The organism is Thermoflexus sp. (genome assembly GCF_042408365.1).
Lineage (GTDB): Bacteria > Chloroflexota > Anaerolineae > Thermoflexales > Thermoflexaceae > Thermoflexus.
In genome coordinates, this window is the sequence record NZ_JBHOQJ010000022.1 from 1 (window position 1) to 17,278 (window position 17,278).

A 17,278-nucleotide genomic window follows, 5' to 3' on the forward strand; every position below is an offset into this window, starting at 1 on the left:
GGGGGGGCGGGGGGCGGGTGCCCTCAGCATTTCACCTGCCCCTAAACACCCCGGCGACGAGGGGCCTGAGAGGAGCAGAGTGAGAGACTCAGGCGATCGCGTCCTTACGTTTCATAGGATGCATCCCCTCGCAAGGCGGCCGCCGCCAGAGCGCGAAAGAACTCCGGGATCCCCGTTCCCGTGACGCAGGAGGTCTCAAAATACGGCGTGCCCCAGGCTCGGGCAAGGGATTCCGCCTCGGAGCGGGAGATCTCACGGGGGAGATCCGCTTTATTCCCCACCAGAAGCAATGGGATCTGTCCGATATGGCTCCGGAGCTCACGCCACCAGCCCAGGAGTTGATAGAACGAGAGGCGGTTGCTTAAATCGAAAACCAGCGCCCCTGCTGCCGCGCCTCGGTAAAAGAGGTCCCGAAGGGCTGCAAAGCGCCGCTGCCCACCCACGTCCCACACCACCAGACGCACGGCCATCCCCTCGATCTCCACCGGACATATGTGGATGTCTACCCCAATTGTCATCCGGCGGCGGGGATCGAAAGCGCGATGCAGGTAGGACATCACCAGGGAGGTTTTGCCGACAGTGGCTTCCCCAGCCAGCAACACCTTCCGCACCGGGACCTCCGGTTTTGGATCCCTAGAAGGGGTAAGGACGAGGAGAGACTCCAGATCCGGCCAGGGATGGGAGGCAGGAAGGATCCAATCCCACGGTCCTTCAGAGGCCCTACGAGCCATCGATGCATCCTCGCTGAACCGGACCAGGAGGGGGCGATCCTCTCGTCTCCAACCCTCCGCCCATCCCTCCGGCAAGTCCTTCGCGGCAACCAGGATCGCATCGAGAGGCTCCTGGTCGATCGGTTGCGAGAGGAACTCGGAAGGGGAAAGCGTCAGGATCTCCCAGCGCGAGGCCACGGATTCCAAGAGCGCGGAATAGCGGATCAAATCCGCTGCCTCGATCACCAGCAGGATCCGCCGACGAGGGGCCTCCATCTTCCACCTCAGAACAACATATCCGTGAGATCCCGCTCGCGAAGCAAGCGCCGGCGCCAGGAGTGGATCTGGGGCACGATGAAGGGAAGCAGCCGCATGCAGTAATACGGCGGGATGATGGGCAGGCCCACCAGATCCCCGAAAGTAATCAACAAGAAGAGATGCTCCATGGAGCCTCTCTGGCGCAGGTTCGCCCGCACGATGTCATGCAGGGCCATCCCGTATAGAATCTCTCCGATCGCTCGCCCCAAATGATGGATCCGCTCCCGCATGGTCATGCTGCCCCCTCCTCTCCAATCCATCCCGCCGGAAATAAACTGCCATCCTCTTCCCTCCGCCCGACTGCGGCGCCGGATAGAGGAATCCTCCCACCACGGCACAACACCGGAGAGCTTTTCATCCAAAGGCCATGTCCGGACGCGATCCCTCCTCGATCCGGATGGGGATCTGATACCAACGCACCGCCTCGCCCAGGCGGGCCCGCATCTGCCAACCCAGGCTCTTTGGGGCCGCCTCGATCGCCTGCCGCAGGCGCTCCAGACGACTACGGACGAGCTCGCGGTCCCCTCGCTCCCACCCCTCAATCAGCTGGGCCACCCGTTCCAGGTTCATGGTCGTCGTCCGATACCAGCCCCAATCATCGGCGCACAACCCGACGATCACCCGGAGGTCCACAGCCTCCGGCTGCTCCCCTTCAACCAGCTCGTGGTCCAGCAGGAGGACAGCGATCTCCGCAAGATCCGCCTCACCCGCCTCAACCACCTGGAGGCGAGAGAGCAGAAGCCAAGCGGGCGGCAGCGTTACATCCTCTCGGGTCAACACCGATGCGAATTCCACGCGGTGATACATCTCATAGGCGTCCAGGAACACATCCACATGCCGCCCCTTCTCCGGCCGATGGAAATGAAGCCGCCGGCTCCCGTAGAAGGCGTTGAAACGGGCGAAGGGCGCATACCCCTGTTCCTCGAGGAAGGTCACAATGGCCTTCCCATCGCGGGAGGCGGCGGCGAGTTCCAGGCCCAGACTGGAGGGGGCCGGCAAGTAACGGGCCGCGGAGGGGGAATGATAAGCGATGCCCGCGCTGCCCAGCAGCCGCAGGTTCAGCCCGCGGGCCCGCGCGGCCTCCACCAAGCCCTGGCCTTCCTTGACCAGGTCCTGCACGATCGTGGAGAGCCGGGGGGCGGCTGGACGGGGTTTGCGGGGGGCTGGCGAACGCTCCTTCAGTCCCGCACTAAGGGATCGGATCACCGGGCCGAGGGCCAGATCCAGCAACGGCCGATTAATGGCGCGGGCGCAGCTGATCCCCAGGATCCCCCCAGGGATCCGGCGGAGGATCAACCGCCCTTCGGCGAACACCCAATCCACCTCCTGGACCCGACGGCGAGAGGTCTCTAAGGCGCCCAAGGTCCGCGCAGCAATGCGGGCGATGGCCGCCAGGGCCTCCGGCGAATATCGCTCCGGCAGCGTGCTCCCCTGAAGGTTTCCCTCTTCATCGATCAAGAAACAGCCCTCGACGCCGGGAACGGTATGTGTCTCTTGCAACAGCTCCTCCCACGCCATGTCCCTTCCCCCTTGAATTCCGGAGGCTTCCATCGCACATCGTCGAAAAGGCATCCGCCCCATGTGGGGCGAAGTCGTCTCCGAATTCCCCGCTCCCCTCCCTCGAAGGCCTGGGTCATCCAGCCAGCCGGCGGAGGGCCTCGGAGAGGATCAAGGCCGGTGAGGCTTGAGGGGCAAGAACCAGGCCGATGATGAGGGGCGGATGACGGAGGATCAACATCCGCCGCTGCAGCTCCGAGATCACGGCGTGTTCGAAGGGGCCCAGAGGGAGGAGGTCGGCCATCGCCTCAGCGGCCGCCGCCAGATAGACCGTGATCGCCCCTTCCACCTCCCCTTTCCCATCGGGCACCTCTGCCGCCATCACCACCCCATCAGGGCCGCTCACCACCACGCCGAGGACGCCATCGATGGTTCGAAGCCGAGAGACCAGTTCGGAGGGAGAGAGCGAAGAGGGGCCAGCTGCATCCGGAGAGGATACCGCTCGCTGCATGCCCTCCAGCAGCAACTCTCTCCAGGGCCGATGGAGGGTGCGCTCCGGGCTGCGCACTTCATCCTCGAGGACAAAGGAGCCATCGGTCCATCCCAGCAATCGCCACAACGCCGGCTCCCCCTTCAGATCCCCGCACGTCGCGTGAACCATCTCCCCATCGGCGAAATAGATCTCCCCTTCCCATTCGCCGTGCCGAAGCCGAAGCCGAGCGAACGTCCGGGACCGGATGCTGGCTTCGATCAGCGCGGCCAGCGGGATCTCCCGGAGACTACCAGTGGTCGCCATCCGCCACCTCCATGATCATCAAACCGGGAAAGCCCGGTCTGTCCCTCTCCGCCGAAGCGCGCTTTCTAGTGGGAGTTACGCAATGGGTTTCCTCGCAGGGGCCTCAGAGGTGAGGCCCTTCCCATTCCTCTCGCATGCCACGAACGGCGCACCTCCTATTTTTATTTAATCAGAAAACCGCCCCCCTGAGAAGGAGGTTACGGAGATATCTCGGGGGGTGCCTGGCGCAACACCCACAGAAGCAACCCGGCCAGAAGGGCCAAGGCCAGGGCCTTGTAGAGCGCGGAAGGGATGAGCAGGGCGATCCCCCCAGCCCCAGCCGCGAAGCCGTAGTAGGCCAATCGGACCCGTTGTGGAGACCATCCGGCATCCAGCAAGCGGAAATGCAGGTGATCCCGCCCGCCTTGCGTCGGCCGCCGTCCCCGACGCCAGCGATAGGCGATCAGCCAAGCCACATCCGCGATCGGCAACGCCATGGCCATCACGACCGTGGCCACCTTGGCCCCGCCGATGACCGCCAGAACCCCTAGGGTGTAGCCCAGGAAGAGGGCGCCCGACGAGCCCAAGAACAGCCGGGCCGGCGTCCAATTGAAGGGGAGAAATCCCAGACACGCCCCCACCAGGGCTGCTGGCAGCAACGCCACGCTGTGTTGAGGGGGATCCAGGCGATAGCCGGCGTGCAGAAAGAGGACCAACGCCACAATGGCCACCACCCCACTGGCCAGCCCATCGACTCCATCCAGCCAGTTGACGGTGTTCATCATCCCTACCAGCCAGACAACGGTGAGCAGGACAACCATAGGCGGGGGGAAATACAACGGGCGGCCGGTCAGGGGGTTGTTCACATATTCAATGAAGATGAGAAAGGGAAGGGCCAGCAGCGCGATCAACACCTGGCCGATGAACTGGGGTCCAGGGGAAAGCTCCCGGCGATCGTCGACCAACCCCAGGATCAGGCTCAGGGTTCCCCCCAGCAATAAGCCCGCCAGGCGGATGACCTCTTTCGGGTCGAACCGGGGGATCGGGAGGATCTGGGCGAGGAGGACCGCTAAGGTGAACGCCAGCCAGAGGACCAGGCCTCCCGCGCGCGGGATCTCTCCCTGATGGCGCCGACGGCCCCCGGGCCGATCGACCATCCCCAGGCGATAGCCCAGACGCGCCGCCAAGGGTGCCATTCCCGCCGCCAGCAATGCAGCTGTCAGAAAGACCAGCAACGCCGCAAGCGTGAAAGCCATTCTTGCTCCATCCGGATCGCCCAAAGCGTCCTAAGCTGTTCTGGGCGGGCAGTCACCCCTTTCAAAGGAAAAATAATGCAGCGACCACTTCTGGGCCCTTTTTGGGACCGAGAGGGCTATGAGGGGCCCGCCGAACCTCGACTGACCCGTTCCGCGATCCGACGGATCTGCTGGAAGATCTCTCGGGCGTGGATCTTCTGATCCCTTGGGAATCCCACATGGATCTGCAGGTGATGAGGCTCCGCGCGCCGCACGGACAGCCGGGCCACATAGGGATACCAGCGGCTCAGCTCGCTTAAGCACTCCGTGATCACCTGTGGCGCCAGAGACCCCCGATATGCTAACCGTCCCCCGGCCAGATCCATGGTCTCCCACTCGCCCCAAACGATACGCTGAAGGATCTCCCGCCCTGTCCACATCGATGGATTGCCCCATTCTCCCTCAAAGGCCGGTGGTTGCCGCAGCCGCGCCCGCACGATCATCAGATCCCGCCGCCCGCGCCATCGGGAGAACAGCCAGAGGAAAGGCACATCGCGAGGCTCGAAGACCAGCAGGAGCTCCACCTCTCGGAAAGGCGCTTTCGCCTCGCGCATCCTTAACCGAACCAGTGAGGTCCCTACCCACTCCATGGTGGTCCGCTCACTGAGCAACGGCAACCCATCGCGCATCCAGCGCAGAAGACGCTGGCCCTTATACACGTTCCATTGCATGCCCAGGACAAACCACCCCACCACCAGGATGGCCCCAGTGATTAAGACCGGCACGCCCCAATCCATCCCCTGACCCCCGACATAGTTTGCTTCTATCATAATTCAAAGTGAAGCTGTTGAATAATTCCCCTCTTCCAGCAAGGGATCAGGAGGGTCCAAGCGCTGATGTCCCGGGTTCGTCTGGATCTTCTCCTCGTGGAACGCGGGCTCGCGGAGAGCCGGGAGCGAGCCCAGCGGCTGATCCGCGCCGGCCGGGTGCGAATCGGCGATCGGGTGGTGGACAAGCCGGGCGCGCTGGTTCCAGCGGACGCGCCGGTCACCGTGACCGAGCCCCTCCGCTATGTGAGCCGGGGCGGCCTCAAGCTGGCCGCCGCCCTGGCCCGCTTCCCGATCCCCGTCCAGGGGGCTGTCTGTGCGGATGTCGGTGCCTCCACCGGGGGGTTCACCGATTGCTTGCTCCAGCATGGCGCCGCACGGGTTTACGCCATCGATGTGGGCTACGGCCTTCTGGATTTGCGATTGCGTCAGGACCCTCGCGTGGTGGTGATGGAGCGGACGAACGCTCGTTACCTGGCTTCGCTCCCGGAGCCCGTCCATCTGGTGACGATGGATGTGTCTTTTATCTCGGTCCGGTTGATCCTCCCCAACGCCCATCGCTGGCTGGTCCCAGAAGGCCATGCGATCGTCCTGGTGAAGCCTCAGTTTGAGGCCGGTCGCTCCGAGGTCAAGCGAGGGGTTGTGCGAGATCGGGCGGTGCACGAACGGGTGTTGCGCACGCTGCTGGAGTGGAGCACGGACCACGGGTGGTGGCCTCGGGGGCTAATCCCCTCGCCGTTGCTCGGGCCGGCCGGCAACATCGAGTTCCTCCTATGGCTTCAAAAAGGAGAAGGAACGGCAGACCCAGAAGCGATGATCCAGGAGGCCTTCGCCGACTTGGAGGCACATCCTCCCTCGCGAGATTGATCCTTCCGGGGACAGCAGGGGGCCGCCGTGGGGATTGGGGTCCTTCCCATTTCCTCGCGGAAGTTCTAGGCCGAATGCGGCCAGGCTAAATAGCTACAGATCCCCTATAATGGGCAGATAAACACCTTGTTTCCGCAAGAAGGGCCGATGCTCAGACAAAAATCGAAAGCGCGCCTGGGGCAATGGGTCGCTATAGGGGTGGCGATGCTGGGCCTGATCGTGCTCTTCGGCCGGCTATCACGACCCTCCTTTCCCCTTTCCGAAACCCCCACCATAACGCCCACCGCCACGTGGACCCCCACCCCAACCCCTTCTCCAACGGCTACGCCTACCCCCACGCCTTCCCCCAGCGAGTGGTTGGAGCGGGCTCGGTTGGCCATGCGGGCTGGAGCTTTTGAGGAAGCGGCCGCTGCTTATGCGGCCGCGCTCCAAGGCCCGCTGTCCGCAGAGCAGGCGGGAGAGGCATGGGTCGGGCGAGGGCGAGCGCTGTTGGCCGCTGAGCAACCTGCGGAGGCCGCGCGGGCGCTCCGCGAAGCGCCGGTGGAGTCTTTGCCTCCGGAATGGGCCCGACAGGTCTGGGCGCTCTTGGGGGACGCTCAACGACAGGCGGGCGATCCGGCTGGGGCGGCAGAGGCCTACGCTCAGGCGCTTGCTTTAGGCTCCCCCCTCACGGTGGAGCTACGGATGCGGCGAGCGTCCGCCCTTCAAGAGGCTGGGCGATGGGAGGCAGCCGTGGCGGAGCTGCGGGCGGCGCTAGCGATCGCTCGTGACCGGAGCCAAGAGGCGAAGATTCGTGAGCAGCTCGCGGAAAATCTGGAGGCCCTTCAAGCCTATCCGGCCGCCCTGGAACAATACCAGGAGATCCTCTCCTTCTCTCAGAATCCGACCTATCGGGCCTACGTTGAGTGGCGGGCCGCCCAGGCCCTCCTGAGCGCCGGTCAACGGGCAGAAGCCCTGACCCGGCTCCAGCGGTTGATCCGCGAGGCCCCGGACACCATCGGGGCTTACAACGCCCTGGTTCGCCTGGTGGAAGCAGGGATCCCCGTTCCGGATGATCTGCGAGGCCAGATCGACTACGCCGCCGGACAATGTCTCCCGGCAGTCCAGGCCTTCGAACGCTCGATCGCCGCCCATCCAGAGCACGGCGATGAGCACTATTACGCCGCACTGTGCTATCGGAACTTGGGGAGCCCGAATGCCGCCCACGCCCACTTGGACGCCCTCCTCCAGGATCATCCAGAGGCCTCTCGCTGGGCGGAGGGATGGCTGGAGAAGGGACGGCTATGGATTCAGAGCGGTGCGGTAGATGCGGCCGTCGCCCTCTGGCGACGTTTCCTCACCCGCTTCCCCAACCATCCCTTCGTCCCCCGCCTGCTTTGGGAGGGCGGACGCCTCCTGGAACGGAACGGCGTGGAGGAGCCCGCGGCGGACTTCTATCGCCGGCTGGCTGAACGGTTCCCGGCCGACGCCCACGCGGCGGAAGCCTGGCACCGCGTCGGCGTTCTCGCCTACGCTCAGGGGGATCTGGCGGCGGCCGCCTCGGCATGGGAGGCCCTGCAGCGTCGGTATCCCGATTCGCCGTGGGCGTTGACCGCTCGATTCTGGTTAGGGAAAGTGGCCCAGGCCCGTGGGGATCGCGCCCGCGCCGAAGCCGAGTGGCGGGAGGTTGCCACCCAAGCCGCGGGCCGGTTCTTAGGGGAACGGGCCCGGATGCTCTTGAACAGCCAGGAGTCCCTCGAGGGAACGGCCCCCTGGATCATCCCCGATCCCGAAGCCGGACGGGCGGAAGCGGAATCTTGGCTGCTCTCCCGCTTGGGGATCACCGATACAGCGGTTCTACAGGCCCAGCGCTTTCGATCCGATCCCGATTGGGTGGCAGGCCAAGAAGCGTGGCAGATGGGATGGACGGCAGAGGCGCGGGAGCTCTGGACGAGGGTGCGCCAACGTCTGGACGGCGACCCCATCGCTCTCTATCAGCTGGCCCTGGCGTTCCGAGAGCGGGGGGCAGATGCCTTATCCCTGCAGGCGGCCGCTCGCCTCCTCGCCCGCCTGGGTGTCAGCCCGCGGGACGCCCCACCGTTCCTCGCCCGTCTGGCTTATCCGACCCCTCATCTGGAGCAGGTGCTGGCCGAAGCCCAGCGCTACCGCCTGGATCCTCTGCTCCTTTACGCGCTGATGCGCCAGGAGAGCCTCTTCGACCCCTATGCGGTTTCCTCCGCCCAGGCCCGCGGGCTCATGCAGATCATTCCCCCCACGGCCCAGGCCATCGCCGAGGCGCTGGATCAGCCCTATCGAGAGAGCTGGCTCCATCGACCGCGGGTGAACATCGCCTTTGGGGTCTATTACCTGGCCCGGCAACGCGATCGCTTCGGGGGGAATTTATGGGTCGCCCTGGCCGCCTATAACGGAGGTCCCGGGAACGCCGCGCGGTGGTGGGAGAGGGCGCGGGGGGACGTCGATCTTTTCTACGAGCGGATCACCTTTGAGGAAACCCGACGCTACCTGGAGCGCATCGTGGAGCATCTCAGCGTGTATCGAGTGCTCTATACCGCTCATTGAACTCGCAGGTGATGAGCCAAAGAGAGGTCCGAGCTGATGAAAAAGACGGTGCGGGGCACCAAGGGCGCCCCGCACCGTAAATGGGTCCACAGGATCCGAAGCGCGCTGATGGCCCCTACTCTTCCTCCTCTTCTTCCGCCGCCTTCTTCCCTCGGCCGATGACCTCCACCTCGGGAGCTTCTGCTGGCATCGCTGCTTCCTCTGCCATCTCAACCTCAGGCGCGGTCACCAAGGCGATCAACTCGTCAGGGTCGCTGACCACGGTGACGCCAGGAGGCACTTGGAGATCCCGCACGTAAATCGCCGCGTCCACACGATCCAGGGCACTCAAATCCACGGTGATGGCCTCGATGAGATCCTGCGGAAGGCACTCGATCTCCACGTGGGTGAGCCCATGCACCAAGACGCCTTCCCCCCGCTCTACAGCCGGCGAAGCGCCGGTGAAGACCACGGGGACTTCCACCCGGATCTTCTCGGTCATCTCCACGGCCTGGAAATCCACATGGAGGATTTGGCGCTGGATCGGCTCTCGCTGCACCTCACGGATCAGCGCGAGATAGGTCTCGCCGTCCACCTGAAGGGTGATCAGCCGGGCGCCACCGCGAGCCTGAGCCAAGACCCGTTGGAGTTCCTTGCTTTCGACCTGGAGGGGAAACGGCTGGATATGCCGACCGTAGAGCACCGCCGGGATCCACCCCTGACGGCGAAGGGCTTTCACCTGCTTCCCCACCACCGTCCGTACCTTCGCGTTCAACACCAGCTCCGCCATCGCTTCACCTCTTCAGGGAAATGTTCTTATAGGGACAAAGGGGGTCGCTGGAAAGGCGGTCCCCTTTCTAGAATTATCACCGGGATCGCCTCAGATGCCACCCCAGGAGCACACCGAGAACGAAACCCACCAGTAACCCGGCCCAGGAGGCCGAAAGCCCTGTGGCCCTCCCCTCCACCGAATAGGCCAGGACCAGACCGACACGTCCTCCTTCCATTTGGGCAGAGCGAGCGATCACCACCCCCGCCTGGCTTTCCCGAAGGATGGCTTCCCGCGGGAAGGCCAGGCCGACCGCCCCCCGCTGAAGTTCCAACTGCACGCTTCGGCCGATCCCAAGCGCCGAGCCTTGCGCGTGGATCTGGTTAGCTGCCAGATGGGAGACCACTGCGTTCTCGCAGATCGCCTCGTTCGCGATCAGAGATCCCAGCCGGACGCCAGAGAGATGAACCACCTTGGCCTCAGAGGCATCCACAGCTGGTTGTTCCAGTGTGTTCATGCTATGCCTCTTTCTGGAATCCGCGAAGGTTAAAGGCCGCGTTTGCCGGCCCCGCTCATCCAAATCTTTAACTCCCCCCTTTCCTGCGGACCCTTCGGGTCGCGGAAAGGGGAAGCGGCTTGCCCGGCACATGGGGAAGGCCAGAACGAGAAGTCAAGCTGTTCGTTTGTCCGAAGTCCAGCAACAAAGCGTGAGGGATTTTATAATAGAGAAGCAGTAATCGTCAAGGGGCGCTCGTTCGATCTTTCTCCCCCGTTGCTCCCGCAACGCAGAGCCCAGTAGAATATCCAAACAGTTGCCCAATCTGGCAGTATGAGACCCCAGGAGGCGATCGGTGACGGTTCGCGGCCCTCAGGAGGTGCAAACGTTCCTGGATCACCATTTGCCTGGAACGAGGGTCCATATTCTGGATCGAAGCACGGCGACGGCGGTGGAAGCAGCGACGGCGGTGGGATGTCCGTTGGGCGCGATCGTCAAATCCCTTCTCTTCATGGCCGATGAGGATCCCCGCCTGGTGCTGGTGGCTGGGGATCGTAAAGCCGACCAGCGCCTCTTGGCTGCCCTGTGGGGGATCTCTCGCAAACGCATTCGGATCGCGGATCCGGAAACCGTGTTGAGGGTGACCGGCTTTGAGATCGGCGGGGTGCCTCCGGTGGCCCACGCGACCTCCCTTGAGGTCTGGATCGACGCCTCCCTGGCCCGTTATGAAACCCTTTGGGCAGCGGCAGGCGCCCGCAACGCGCTGTTCCCCATCTCTTTTGCAGATTTGGTGCGGATCACAGGCGGCAGGGTGGCCGAGTTTACGACGGAGGCAACCCCTGAGGGACAGCAAGGATAATCGCCTGGAGCATGGGGCGCCCTAATCCATGGCGATGATCTTTTAACGCACAGAAGTTCTGCTCTTCGCCGGAGCCACTGCCGGAGAGTGGGTTCAATGCGGATCCTGGCGATTGAGACTTCGTGTGACGAAACGGCGGCGGCCGTGGTGGAAGATGGCCGTATCCTGCTTAGCCATGTGGTGGCCTCTCAGGCCGCCTTCCACGCGAAATACGGCGGCATCTTCCCGGAGATCGCCGCCCGAATGCACGTCGAAGCGATCGTGCCGGTGACCCGTGAGGCGATCGCGCAAGCCGGCCGATCGTGGGAGGACATCGATGCGATCGCGGTGACCTACGGGCCGGGGCTGCCGGGTTCCTTGGTCGTTGGCGTGAGCTTCGCCAAGGCCCTCGCCTTTGCCCGCCATAAGCCGCTGATCGCCGTGAATCACTTGGAAGGCCATCTCTATGCCCATCGCCTCCGCGTAGAGGGAAACCCCCCAGAAGATCTCCCATTTCCCTTTCTTGCGTTGATCGTCTCCGGCGGCCATACGGAGTTGATCTGGGTTCGGGATCTCTTGGATCATCGCCGGGTGGGATGGACGATCGATGACGCGGCGGGGGAGGCGTTCGATAAGGTGGCCCGTCTCCTGGGCTTGGGGTTCCCTGGCGGACCGGCGATTGAGCGGATCGCTCAGGAGGGAGATCCTGGCGCATTCCAGCTTCCTGCCCTTCCGAAGGTGGATGATCCCCTCTGGTTTAGCTTCAGCGGGCTCAAAACAGCGGTCCTTCGAATCGTGGAGCGATTCGATGGCCGATCTCTCCCGGTGGCGGATCTGGCGGCCTCTTTTCAGGCAGCAGTCATCGAGCAGTTGGTCATGAAAACGCTGGAGGCCCTGCGTCGCTACGAAGCTCGGGCCATCCTGATCTCCGGTGGGGTATCCGCCAACCGGCGGCTCCGGGAGGAAATGGCCCGCCGCGCACCGGTCCAGGTTTATGTCCCACCCCCCTGGCTATGCACGGATAACGCGGCCATGATCGGCGCCGCTGCCGACCTGCATGCCCGGGCAGGTCGTTTCGCATCGTTAGATCTGGATGTGGACCCGGATGCGAAGATCGGATAGATGTGCGCTATGACGCCCATGGGATTTTAAGGGATGGGCACCCCCTCGGCCGTGGCCCTTTGCTTGGAACGGGACACGGCCTTCAATTCTCCCCTCTCCCCATCGCCCTTCGGGCGGCGGGGAGGGGGAGGAAAACCCATAGGGGCTGGGGCCGCCGAAGGCGGTCCCTAATCCCCGCAGATCCCCAAGGACCCTAAAACCTCCAAAACGCTCGGGCGTTGAAAATCCCTGCCCTCCTGGCCCCCAGAGGGGCCATCTGTCCCTCCCCCGAACTCACGGGGACAAGGCGGTAGAGGTGAAATAGTTGACAGACCTGCCCTCCCCCGCTACACTAAATCCGGCACGCCAGGATATCATGCCACCCCGCAAGGCTGTCGATTAGATGATCAGCCCTGGAGACGGCGACCTCGATTGCGTAGTCGCACCTTCTTCCACAGGAAAAGCGCCCAATTCCCACAAGGTGCTGCACATGCCATTCGCGGAGCATCTCGCCCAACAAAGGACCGAAGGACCGTAGGAAGGGGAAAGAAAGCTCCCCGTGTCTAAAGTAAAGTAAGGAGGCAATCAAGGAGCCAATCCGCTATGGCCGCAATTCAGGAATGGGTGTCCGTCGATGAGGCCCGCCGGACAATTGTAGAGGAGTTCCGACCGCTCCCCTCGGAATCCGTGGCGCTTCCGAAAGCTCTCGGACGGGTCCTGGCGGAGGCCATCCGGGCTGAACACGACCTTCCGCCATTCCCCAATTCCGCGATGGATGGTTACGCGGTCCGCTCCGTCGACACAAGGGGTGCCGGAAGGGAACATCCTGTCCATCTCCGGGTGCTCGGGGAGGCGGCCGCCGGTCATCCGTTCATGGGTTCGATCGAACCCGGAACCGCCGTGCGGATCGCTACAGGAGCGCAGCTTCCCATGGGCGCGGACGCCGTTGTCCCTGTGGAGGATACGGACGACCAGGCGGGTCCCGGCCATCCGCTTCCCATCATCATCGCCGTCTTCCGGGCGGTCCAACCCGGCGAATTCGTCCGTCCGGCTGGGGAAGATGTGGCCCGCGGGACGATCGCTCTGGAGCCGGGGACGGTGCTCACGCCTGGCGCCTTAGCCTTGCTGGCGGCCCTCGGCCGCTTGGAGATCCCGGTTCATCGCCGCCCGCGAGTAGCCCTCCTGGCGATCGGCGATGAGCTGGTTGAGCCCGGCCGCCCGCTGCCGCCCGGCTGTATTTACGAAACCAATCGGACCGCCCTGGCCGCTCAGTCCCAGGAGGCCGGGGCGGAGCCTATTGTGCTGGGGATCGCCCGGGACGACCCGGAGGATCTACGACGGTTGCTGGACGAGGCGGCCGCGCACCATCCAGACCTGATCGTCTCTTCTGCTGGAGCTTCCGTCGGCGCTTATGATTGGGTCAAGGAAGTCGTCGGGCGCCACGGCGAGATCCGCCTTTGGAAAGTTCGGATCCGCCCTGGAAAGCCTTTCGCCTTCGGCCACTATCGAGGTATCCCCTTCTTCGGCCTGCCGGGCAATCCGGTCTCCGCCATGATCACCTTTGACCAGTTCGTTCGCCCTGCCCTGCGGCGGATGGGAGGCTATCCTCGTTGGGAGCGCCCGCGTGTCCCAGTGCGCCTGGCCGAGCCGGTTTCCAGCGATGGGCGAGAGACCTATTTCCGCGCGCAGATTGTTTATGAGGACGGCCAATTTCAGGCCCGCCTCAGCGGCCTTCAGGGCTCTCATATTTTGAGCGCCATGGCCCGGGCCAACGGCCTGGTGATCCTTCCGGAGGGCATTCGCTCCCTCCCGGCGGGCGCAGTGGTCATGGCCGAGGTCTGGGTTGATTTGCAGGATCTGATTGGACGATCGGAAGTTCTCCCATCCTCAGCCTTGGGGAGGGCTTTATGACCAAACGCGCGCCTCATGCCACCCGGGCTTCTTCCCCACAGCCGCTGCCGCTGCTGATCATCGTTGCCGCCGTGCTCGTCGTCGCTGCCCTGATCGGATACCAACTATGGGCCAATCGGCCCTCGAGGAAAGTGACGGCGATCGATTACCCGACCGGTCTCACGCCGGATGGATACCCCTATAAAGGGAATCCCGAGGCGAAGGTGGTCATCGAAGAGTATTCGGATTTCCAATGCCCAGTGTGCGCCCGCTATACCCATGAGGTGGCGCCGCGTCTGGATGAGAAATATGTAAAAACCGGAAAGGTCTATTATATTTTCCGGTATTTCCCCTTCCTGGGGCCGGAGTCGTTCCGGGCGGCAGAAGCTGCGGCATGCGCCGCGGAGCAGGGGAAGTTCTGGGAGTATGAGCAAACGATCTTCGCCAATCAACGCGGGGAGAACCTGGGCTGGTTTTCCGATGAGCGGCTGATCGGCTTCGCGGTCCGAGTCGGGCTGGATCGGGAAGCCTTCGGGAATTGTCTGCGCTCTGGGAAATACCGGGATTTCATTCGCGGCGCCGCGGAGGCCGGCCGCCAGCGAGGGGTGCGGGCTACCCCCACGCTCTTCATCAACGGCGAGAAGATCGAGGGGCTCTACGATCTGGCCTTTTACGAAACTTATATCGACACCCTGCTGCAGAAAAGCCAGTGACCGCTCAAGCTGTTAGCCCCTCATAGGGGAATCCTTATGACGCAGCACACCGCCACGGCATCGAGGGATACGCTCCCTCTCATTCAGTTGGCTCTGGCGACGGCCGGGGCCATGGTTGCGGGGTATCTCACATGGAGCAAGCTCCAAGGGGAAGGTCTAATCTGCATCGGGTTCCGGGGCTGTGACGTTGTGAACAGCAGCCCTTATGCGGAGTTGCTGGGCGTCCCCGTGGCTGCCTGGGGATTAGGCGCTTATCTGGTTCTCATGGCACTGGGGCTTCCATTTTGGAAAAATCATGCCCACCTTTATCCCTGGACGGTGGCCATCTCTTTTGCCATCGCCATGGGGGGATGGATCTTCTCCATGTATCTCACGGCCATCGAAGCCTTTGTCCTTCACGCGTGGTGCAGCTGGTGTGTCGCCTCGGCGATCCTGATCACCTCATTGCTAGGGGTGTGCGGCGCTCGTTTTTATCGAGTATTCTTCCAAGAGGTATGAGGGATAGGGACCACCGCTTCGTCCATTTTTAACTTTGGGGTTTTCGGGGGCTGGGCCAACCACCAAGAACGGGCGCTAAAGTGCCCTGCGCCAAACGACCCCCGGTCCAGCCCCCGAAAGATTTTGCCCCGCGGTCTCAAAAGGCCGCGGGGAGGGAGCGGGGGGCCATCCACTCCCTCCACCGCACATCCTCAAAACAAATGTGGATGAAGCACGACCCAAGGTGGCCCTTATCCCATCGAAATCATATCAAATCAGGAGGAGCCTATGCCTCGCATTCGATGTCACTATGTTGATTGCGTTTATCTCGAGGCTGGCTTATGCACAGCCGATGAAATCGAACTGGATCCGGAGATGGGTTGCCTGACCTATACGCAGGCGGAAGAGGAGGAATGGGAGGAAGAGGAGGAAGTCTTGGAGGAGGAAGAACTGGGTCTCGATGAGGAAGAGGAATGGGAGGAGGAACTTGCGCTCGAGGAAGACGAAGAAGAGGAAGAGGAATGGTAACTCAATCCTCGAGCCAAGGAAGGCGAGAAGGTTTTAAGCCTGAAAACGGAAAACAGGGGCGGCGACCGAGGGCTGCCGCCCCTATCCCTTTCCTCTTCCTCCCCCGCATGTTTGATCTCTCAGCGATGGAGAAGCTATGGCGAATCTACCGATTGTGATCCGGTTCTTCGCGCCGGTGATCGACAGCACCATTAACGCCCTCCTCAACACCATCGATCAAAAAATGCGGGAAGGACATCGGGACTTTATGCTGCTCCTCTCCTCCCCCGGAGGGAGCGTCTTCCACGGCCTGAGCGCATACAACTACCTCAAGGGGATCCCTGTTCGGATCACCACCTGTAATTTCGGCAGCGTCGATTCCATTGGCGTCGTCCTCTATTGCGCGGGGACCCGTCGCCTGTCGGTGCCCCATGCGCGCTTCATGCTCCACGGGGTCAGCGCCCAATTCCCCCAACCGATGAGCTTGGAGGAAAAGCAGCTGGAGGAGAGGCTCAAAGGGCTGCGGATCGATCTGGAGAACATCGCTAAGGTGATCGCCACCAGCATCGGGAAATCGGTAGGGGAGGTTATTGAAGCGATGCACGATCGCATCACCCTCAACCCGGAGGAGGCCCGAGCATGGGGGCTGGTGCACGAGATCGTAGAGGGGCTTTTCCCCGCCGGCGCCGAGGTCATCGCCATTCAGTATCAGGAGCCGCTTCGCCCAGGCTAAAGGGGAGGGCGCCCCTATCCCTCGGACCAGAACGCCGCAGGGTTCCGGCTGAACACCACATGGGATCCCGGAGCCATCTCCTTATGGCGCGTCAGCGGCCGGAACAAGGAAACCAGGAGCCCATGCTCGACGCCGGGGGCTCCTGTGGCCAAAGGATTCCCCAACGGATCGAAAACGGCCGTCGCCGCCTCCTCGCTCCCTTCCACCGGAGCCGCTAGGGCTACGAACACCCGGTTCTCATCGGCGCGTGCGCGAGCCACGGTGTGCACCCCGGGCTCCGGGGCCGCCACCCACCACACCAGGAGCTCTGCACCTCGCAGCATCAGACCCCGGGCGATTTCAGGCGCCCATCCCTCTGATCCCAGCAGCGTCCCAATCGCCACCCCGGCGATCGAATGGACCGCGAGCCCCTCTCGACCGCTCCCTCGGCGGACGCCAACCAGCTGTCCCCTGTCCAGGAGATAGATCGCCAGCGGCCCCTCCCCCGCGGCCTTTCCTTCGGGGAGCGGAACGGCCAACCCACATGGCCATCGGGCCGTAAACGCCTGCAGGGCCTCCAGCGCCTGGTCGGCGGGGCCTGTCGGGGATCCAGACACCACCACCAGGTCGGCACCCTGGCGGACCAGGATCTCCCCTAGCTCCGTCAGGCGTCGAATCCACTCCGGCATGGGCGCGTGGGGTTTCAGCTGGAGCAACCCCAAACGCAGGCAGGCAGCTTGTGGAGGGAAGGGCTCTTGCAGGCGCGCCGCCACCGGCAAAGCCGCTACGGGGGCCGTCATGAGAGGATCAGGCTTGGAAGGCTGAATCCGAGGACCAGGTGCTGCGTGGAGGTCCACCTCCGCCAGCACGATCTCCTCGCGATCCGGGCTCCCCATCGCCCGATATTGCCCATCCGGACCGATGACCCCGCTGCGGCCGCAGTAGAGAACGCTTTCCGCCTCCATCCCCACCTTGTTCGCCACCGCCACCCACACCCCGTTCTCCATC

The 17,278-nt window shown here is 63.5% G+C and carries 18 protein-coding genes; 9 read left to right on the forward strand and 9 right to left on the reverse strand.

Going from position 1 to position 17,278, the window contains the following annotated elements:
* Positions 1–104: 104 nt before the first annotated feature.
* The 6 genes from ACFMO5_RS01090 to ACFMO5_RS01115 all read right to left on the reverse strand — a co-directional run bounded on the left by ACFMO5_RS01090 (position 105) and on the right by ACFMO5_RS01115 (position 5,332).
* The gene (locus tag ACFMO5_RS01090) at positions 105–986 is read right to left on the reverse strand and encodes a Rab family GTPase (RefSeq protein ID WP_376790927.1); all 882 of its coding nucleotides are present in this window, start codon (positions 984–986) and stop codon (positions 105–107) included.
* Positions 987–994: 8 nt separating this feature from the next.
* Positions 995–1,264 (reverse strand): hypothetical protein, encoded by a 270-nt coding sequence (locus tag ACFMO5_RS01095; RefSeq protein WP_376790928.1) that lies wholly within the window; start codon positions 1,262–1,264, stop codon positions 995–997.
* A gap of 118 nt (positions 1,265–1,382) precedes the next feature.
* Positions 1,383–2,546: a hypothetical protein gene (locus tag ACFMO5_RS01100; protein WP_376790929.1), complete on the reverse strand. Its 1,164-nt coding sequence runs from the start codon at positions 2,544–2,546 to the stop codon at positions 1,383–1,385.
* Positions 2,547–2,661: 115 nt separating this feature from the next.
* On the reverse strand, positions 2,662–3,321 hold the full coding sequence (locus ACFMO5_RS01105; protein WP_376790930.1) for a DUF4388 domain-containing protein: 660 nt from the start codon (positions 3,319–3,321) through the stop codon (positions 2,662–2,664).
* A 197-nt stretch (positions 3,322–3,518) separates the two neighbouring features.
* Positions 3,519–4,556 carry a glycosyltransferase family 4 protein gene (locus ACFMO5_RS01110; RefSeq protein ID WP_376790931.1) on the reverse strand — a complete coding sequence of 346 codons (1,038 nt, stop codon included), beginning with the start codon at positions 4,554–4,556 and terminating at the stop codon, positions 3,519–3,521.
* A gap of 116 nt (positions 4,557–4,672) precedes the next feature.
* Positions 4,673–5,332 (reverse strand): hypothetical protein, encoded by a 660-nt coding sequence (locus tag ACFMO5_RS01115; RefSeq protein WP_376790932.1) that lies wholly within the window; start codon positions 5,330–5,332, stop codon positions 4,673–4,675.
* Between the two features lie 99 nt (positions 5,333–5,431).
* Here ACFMO5_RS01115 and ACFMO5_RS01120 point away from each other — a divergent pair, with 99 nt between their 5' ends.
* Together ACFMO5_RS01120 and ACFMO5_RS01125 are read left to right on the forward strand one after the other, a co-directional pair.
* Complete coding sequence (locus tag ACFMO5_RS01120) at positions 5,432–6,229, forward strand: TlyA family RNA methyltransferase (protein ID WP_376790933.1); 798 nt, start codon at positions 5,432–5,434, stop codon at positions 6,227–6,229.
* Positions 6,230–6,376: 147 nt separating this feature from the next.
* Positions 6,377–8,788 (forward strand): transglycosylase SLT domain-containing protein, encoded by a 2,412-nt coding sequence (locus ACFMO5_RS01125; RefSeq protein ID WP_376790934.1) that lies wholly within the window; start codon positions 6,377–6,379, stop codon positions 8,786–8,788.
* A gap of 115 nt (positions 8,789–8,903) precedes the next feature.
* Here ACFMO5_RS01125 and ACFMO5_RS01130 read toward each other — a convergent pair whose 3' ends face one another.
* Positions 8,904–9,557: a 50S ribosomal protein L25 gene (locus ACFMO5_RS01130; RefSeq protein ID WP_376790935.1), complete on the reverse strand. Its 654-nt coding sequence runs from the start codon at positions 9,555–9,557 to the stop codon at positions 8,904–8,906.
* Positions 9,558–9,633: 76 nt separating this feature from the next.
* Positions 9,634–10,053, reverse strand: coding sequence for a hypothetical protein (locus ACFMO5_RS01135; RefSeq protein WP_376790936.1), 420 nt, complete (start codon positions 10,051–10,053; stop codon positions 9,634–9,636).
* 334 nt (positions 10,054–10,387) lie between these two features.
* Between ACFMO5_RS01135 and ACFMO5_RS01140 the strand changes: the two genes are divergently transcribed.
* The 7 genes from ACFMO5_RS01140 (at position 10,388) to ACFMO5_RS01170 (ending at position 16,291) form a co-directional block, all read left to right on the forward strand.
* On the forward strand, positions 10,388–10,891 hold the full coding sequence (locus ACFMO5_RS01140) for a YbaK/EbsC family protein (RefSeq protein WP_376790937.1): 504 nt from the start codon (positions 10,388–10,390) through the stop codon (positions 10,889–10,891).
* A gap of 96 nt (positions 10,892–10,987) precedes the next feature.
* Positions 10,988–11,992, forward strand: a complete 1,005-nt coding sequence (gene tsaD, locus ACFMO5_RS01145; RefSeq protein WP_376790938.1) for a tRNA (adenosine(37)-N6)-threonylcarbamoyltransferase complex transferase subunit TsaD — start codon at positions 10,988–10,990, stop codon at positions 11,990–11,992.
* A 582-nt stretch (positions 11,993–12,574) separates the two neighbouring features.
* Complete coding sequence (glp, locus tag ACFMO5_RS01150) at positions 12,575–13,882, forward strand: gephyrin-like molybdotransferase Glp (RefSeq protein WP_376790939.1); 1,308 nt, start codon at positions 12,575–12,577, stop codon at positions 13,880–13,882.
* The gene (locus tag ACFMO5_RS01155; RefSeq protein ID WP_376790940.1) at positions 13,879–14,574 is read left to right on the forward strand and encodes a DsbA family protein; all 696 of its coding nucleotides are present in this window, start codon (positions 13,879–13,881) and stop codon (positions 14,572–14,574) included. The genes glp and ACFMO5_RS01155 overlap by 4 nt, the downstream gene beginning before the upstream one ends.
* Positions 14,575–14,610: 36 nt before the next feature.
* Entirely contained in the window at positions 14,611–15,072 is a 462-nt protein-coding gene (locus ACFMO5_RS01160) for a vitamin K epoxide reductase family protein (RefSeq protein ID WP_376790941.1), read from the forward strand.
* Positions 15,073–15,339: 267 nt separating this feature from the next.
* Complete coding sequence (locus tag ACFMO5_RS01165) at positions 15,340–15,579, forward strand: hypothetical protein (protein ID WP_376790942.1); 240 nt, start codon at positions 15,340–15,342, stop codon at positions 15,577–15,579.
* 136 nt (positions 15,580–15,715) lie between these two features.
* Positions 15,716–16,291: a ClpP family protease gene (locus ACFMO5_RS01170; RefSeq protein WP_376790943.1), complete on the forward strand. Its 576-nt coding sequence runs from the start codon at positions 15,716–15,718 to the stop codon at positions 16,289–16,291.
* A 14-nt stretch (positions 16,292–16,305) separates the two neighbouring features.
* On the opposite strand, the gene ACFMO5_RS01175 is transcribed toward ACFMO5_RS01170, so the two are convergent.
* Positions 16,306–17,278: nitrilase-related carbon-nitrogen hydrolase (locus ACFMO5_RS01175; RefSeq protein ID WP_376790944.1), on the reverse strand; the 973-nt coding region annotated here is incomplete at its 5' end.

What these genes read in the sequence shown, in the direction of transcription:
- tsaD (WP_376790938.1), top strand. Translation starts at nt 10,988, where the DNA reads ATGCGGATCCTGGCGATTGAGACTTCGTGTGACGAAACGGCGGCGGCC.
- ACFMO5_RS01115 (WP_376790932.1), bottom strand. Translation starts at nt 5,332, where the DNA reads ATGGATTGGGGCGTGCCGGTCTTAATCACTGGGGCCATCCTGGTGGTG.
- ACFMO5_RS01095 (WP_376790928.1), bottom strand. Translation starts at nt 1,264, where the DNA reads ATGACCATGCGGGAGCGGATCCATCATTTGGGGCGAGCGATCGGAGAG.
- ACFMO5_RS01170 (WP_376790943.1), top strand. Translation starts at nt 15,716, where the DNA reads ATGGCGAATCTACCGATTGTGATCCGGTTCTTCGCGCCGGTGATCGAC.
- ACFMO5_RS01105 (WP_376790930.1), bottom strand. Translation starts at nt 3,321, where the DNA reads ATGGCGACCACTGGTAGTCTCCGGGAGATCCCGCTGGCCGCGCTGATC.
- glp (WP_376790939.1), top strand. Translation starts at nt 12,575, where the DNA reads ATGGCCGCAATTCAGGAATGGGTGTCCGTCGATGAGGCCCGCCGGACA.
- ACFMO5_RS01090 (WP_376790927.1), bottom strand. Translation starts at nt 986, where the DNA reads ATGGAGGCCCCTCGTCGGCGGATCCTGCTGGTGATCGAGGCAGCGGAT.
- ACFMO5_RS01100 (WP_376790929.1), bottom strand. Translation starts at nt 2,546, where the DNA reads ATGGCGTGGGAGGAGCTGTTGCAAGAGACACATACCGTTCCCGGCGTC.
- ACFMO5_RS01120 (WP_376790933.1), top strand. Translation starts at nt 5,432, where the DNA reads ATGTCCCGGGTTCGTCTGGATCTTCTCCTCGTGGAACGCGGGCTCGCG.
- ACFMO5_RS01130 (WP_376790935.1), bottom strand. Translation starts at nt 9,557, where the DNA reads ATGGCGGAGCTGGTGTTGAACGCGAAGGTACGGACGGTGGTGGGGAAG.
- ACFMO5_RS01125 (WP_376790934.1), top strand. Translation starts at nt 6,377, where the DNA reads ATGCTCAGACAAAAATCGAAAGCGCGCCTGGGGCAATGGGTCGCTATA.
- ACFMO5_RS01110 (WP_376790931.1), bottom strand. Translation starts at nt 4,556, where the DNA reads ATGGCTTTCACGCTTGCGGCGTTGCTGGTCTTTCTGACAGCTGCATTG.
- ACFMO5_RS01135 (WP_376790936.1), bottom strand. Translation starts at nt 10,053, where the DNA reads ATGAACACACTGGAACAACCAGCTGTGGATGCCTCTGAGGCCAAGGTG.
- ACFMO5_RS01160 (WP_376790941.1), top strand. Translation starts at nt 14,611, where the DNA reads ATGACGCAGCACACCGCCACGGCATCGAGGGATACGCTCCCTCTCATT.
- ACFMO5_RS01165 (WP_376790942.1), top strand. Translation starts at nt 15,340, where the DNA reads ATGCCTCGCATTCGATGTCACTATGTTGATTGCGTTTATCTCGAGGCT.
- ACFMO5_RS01155 (WP_376790940.1), top strand. Translation starts at nt 13,879, where the DNA reads ATGACCAAACGCGCGCCTCATGCCACCCGGGCTTCTTCCCCACAGCCG.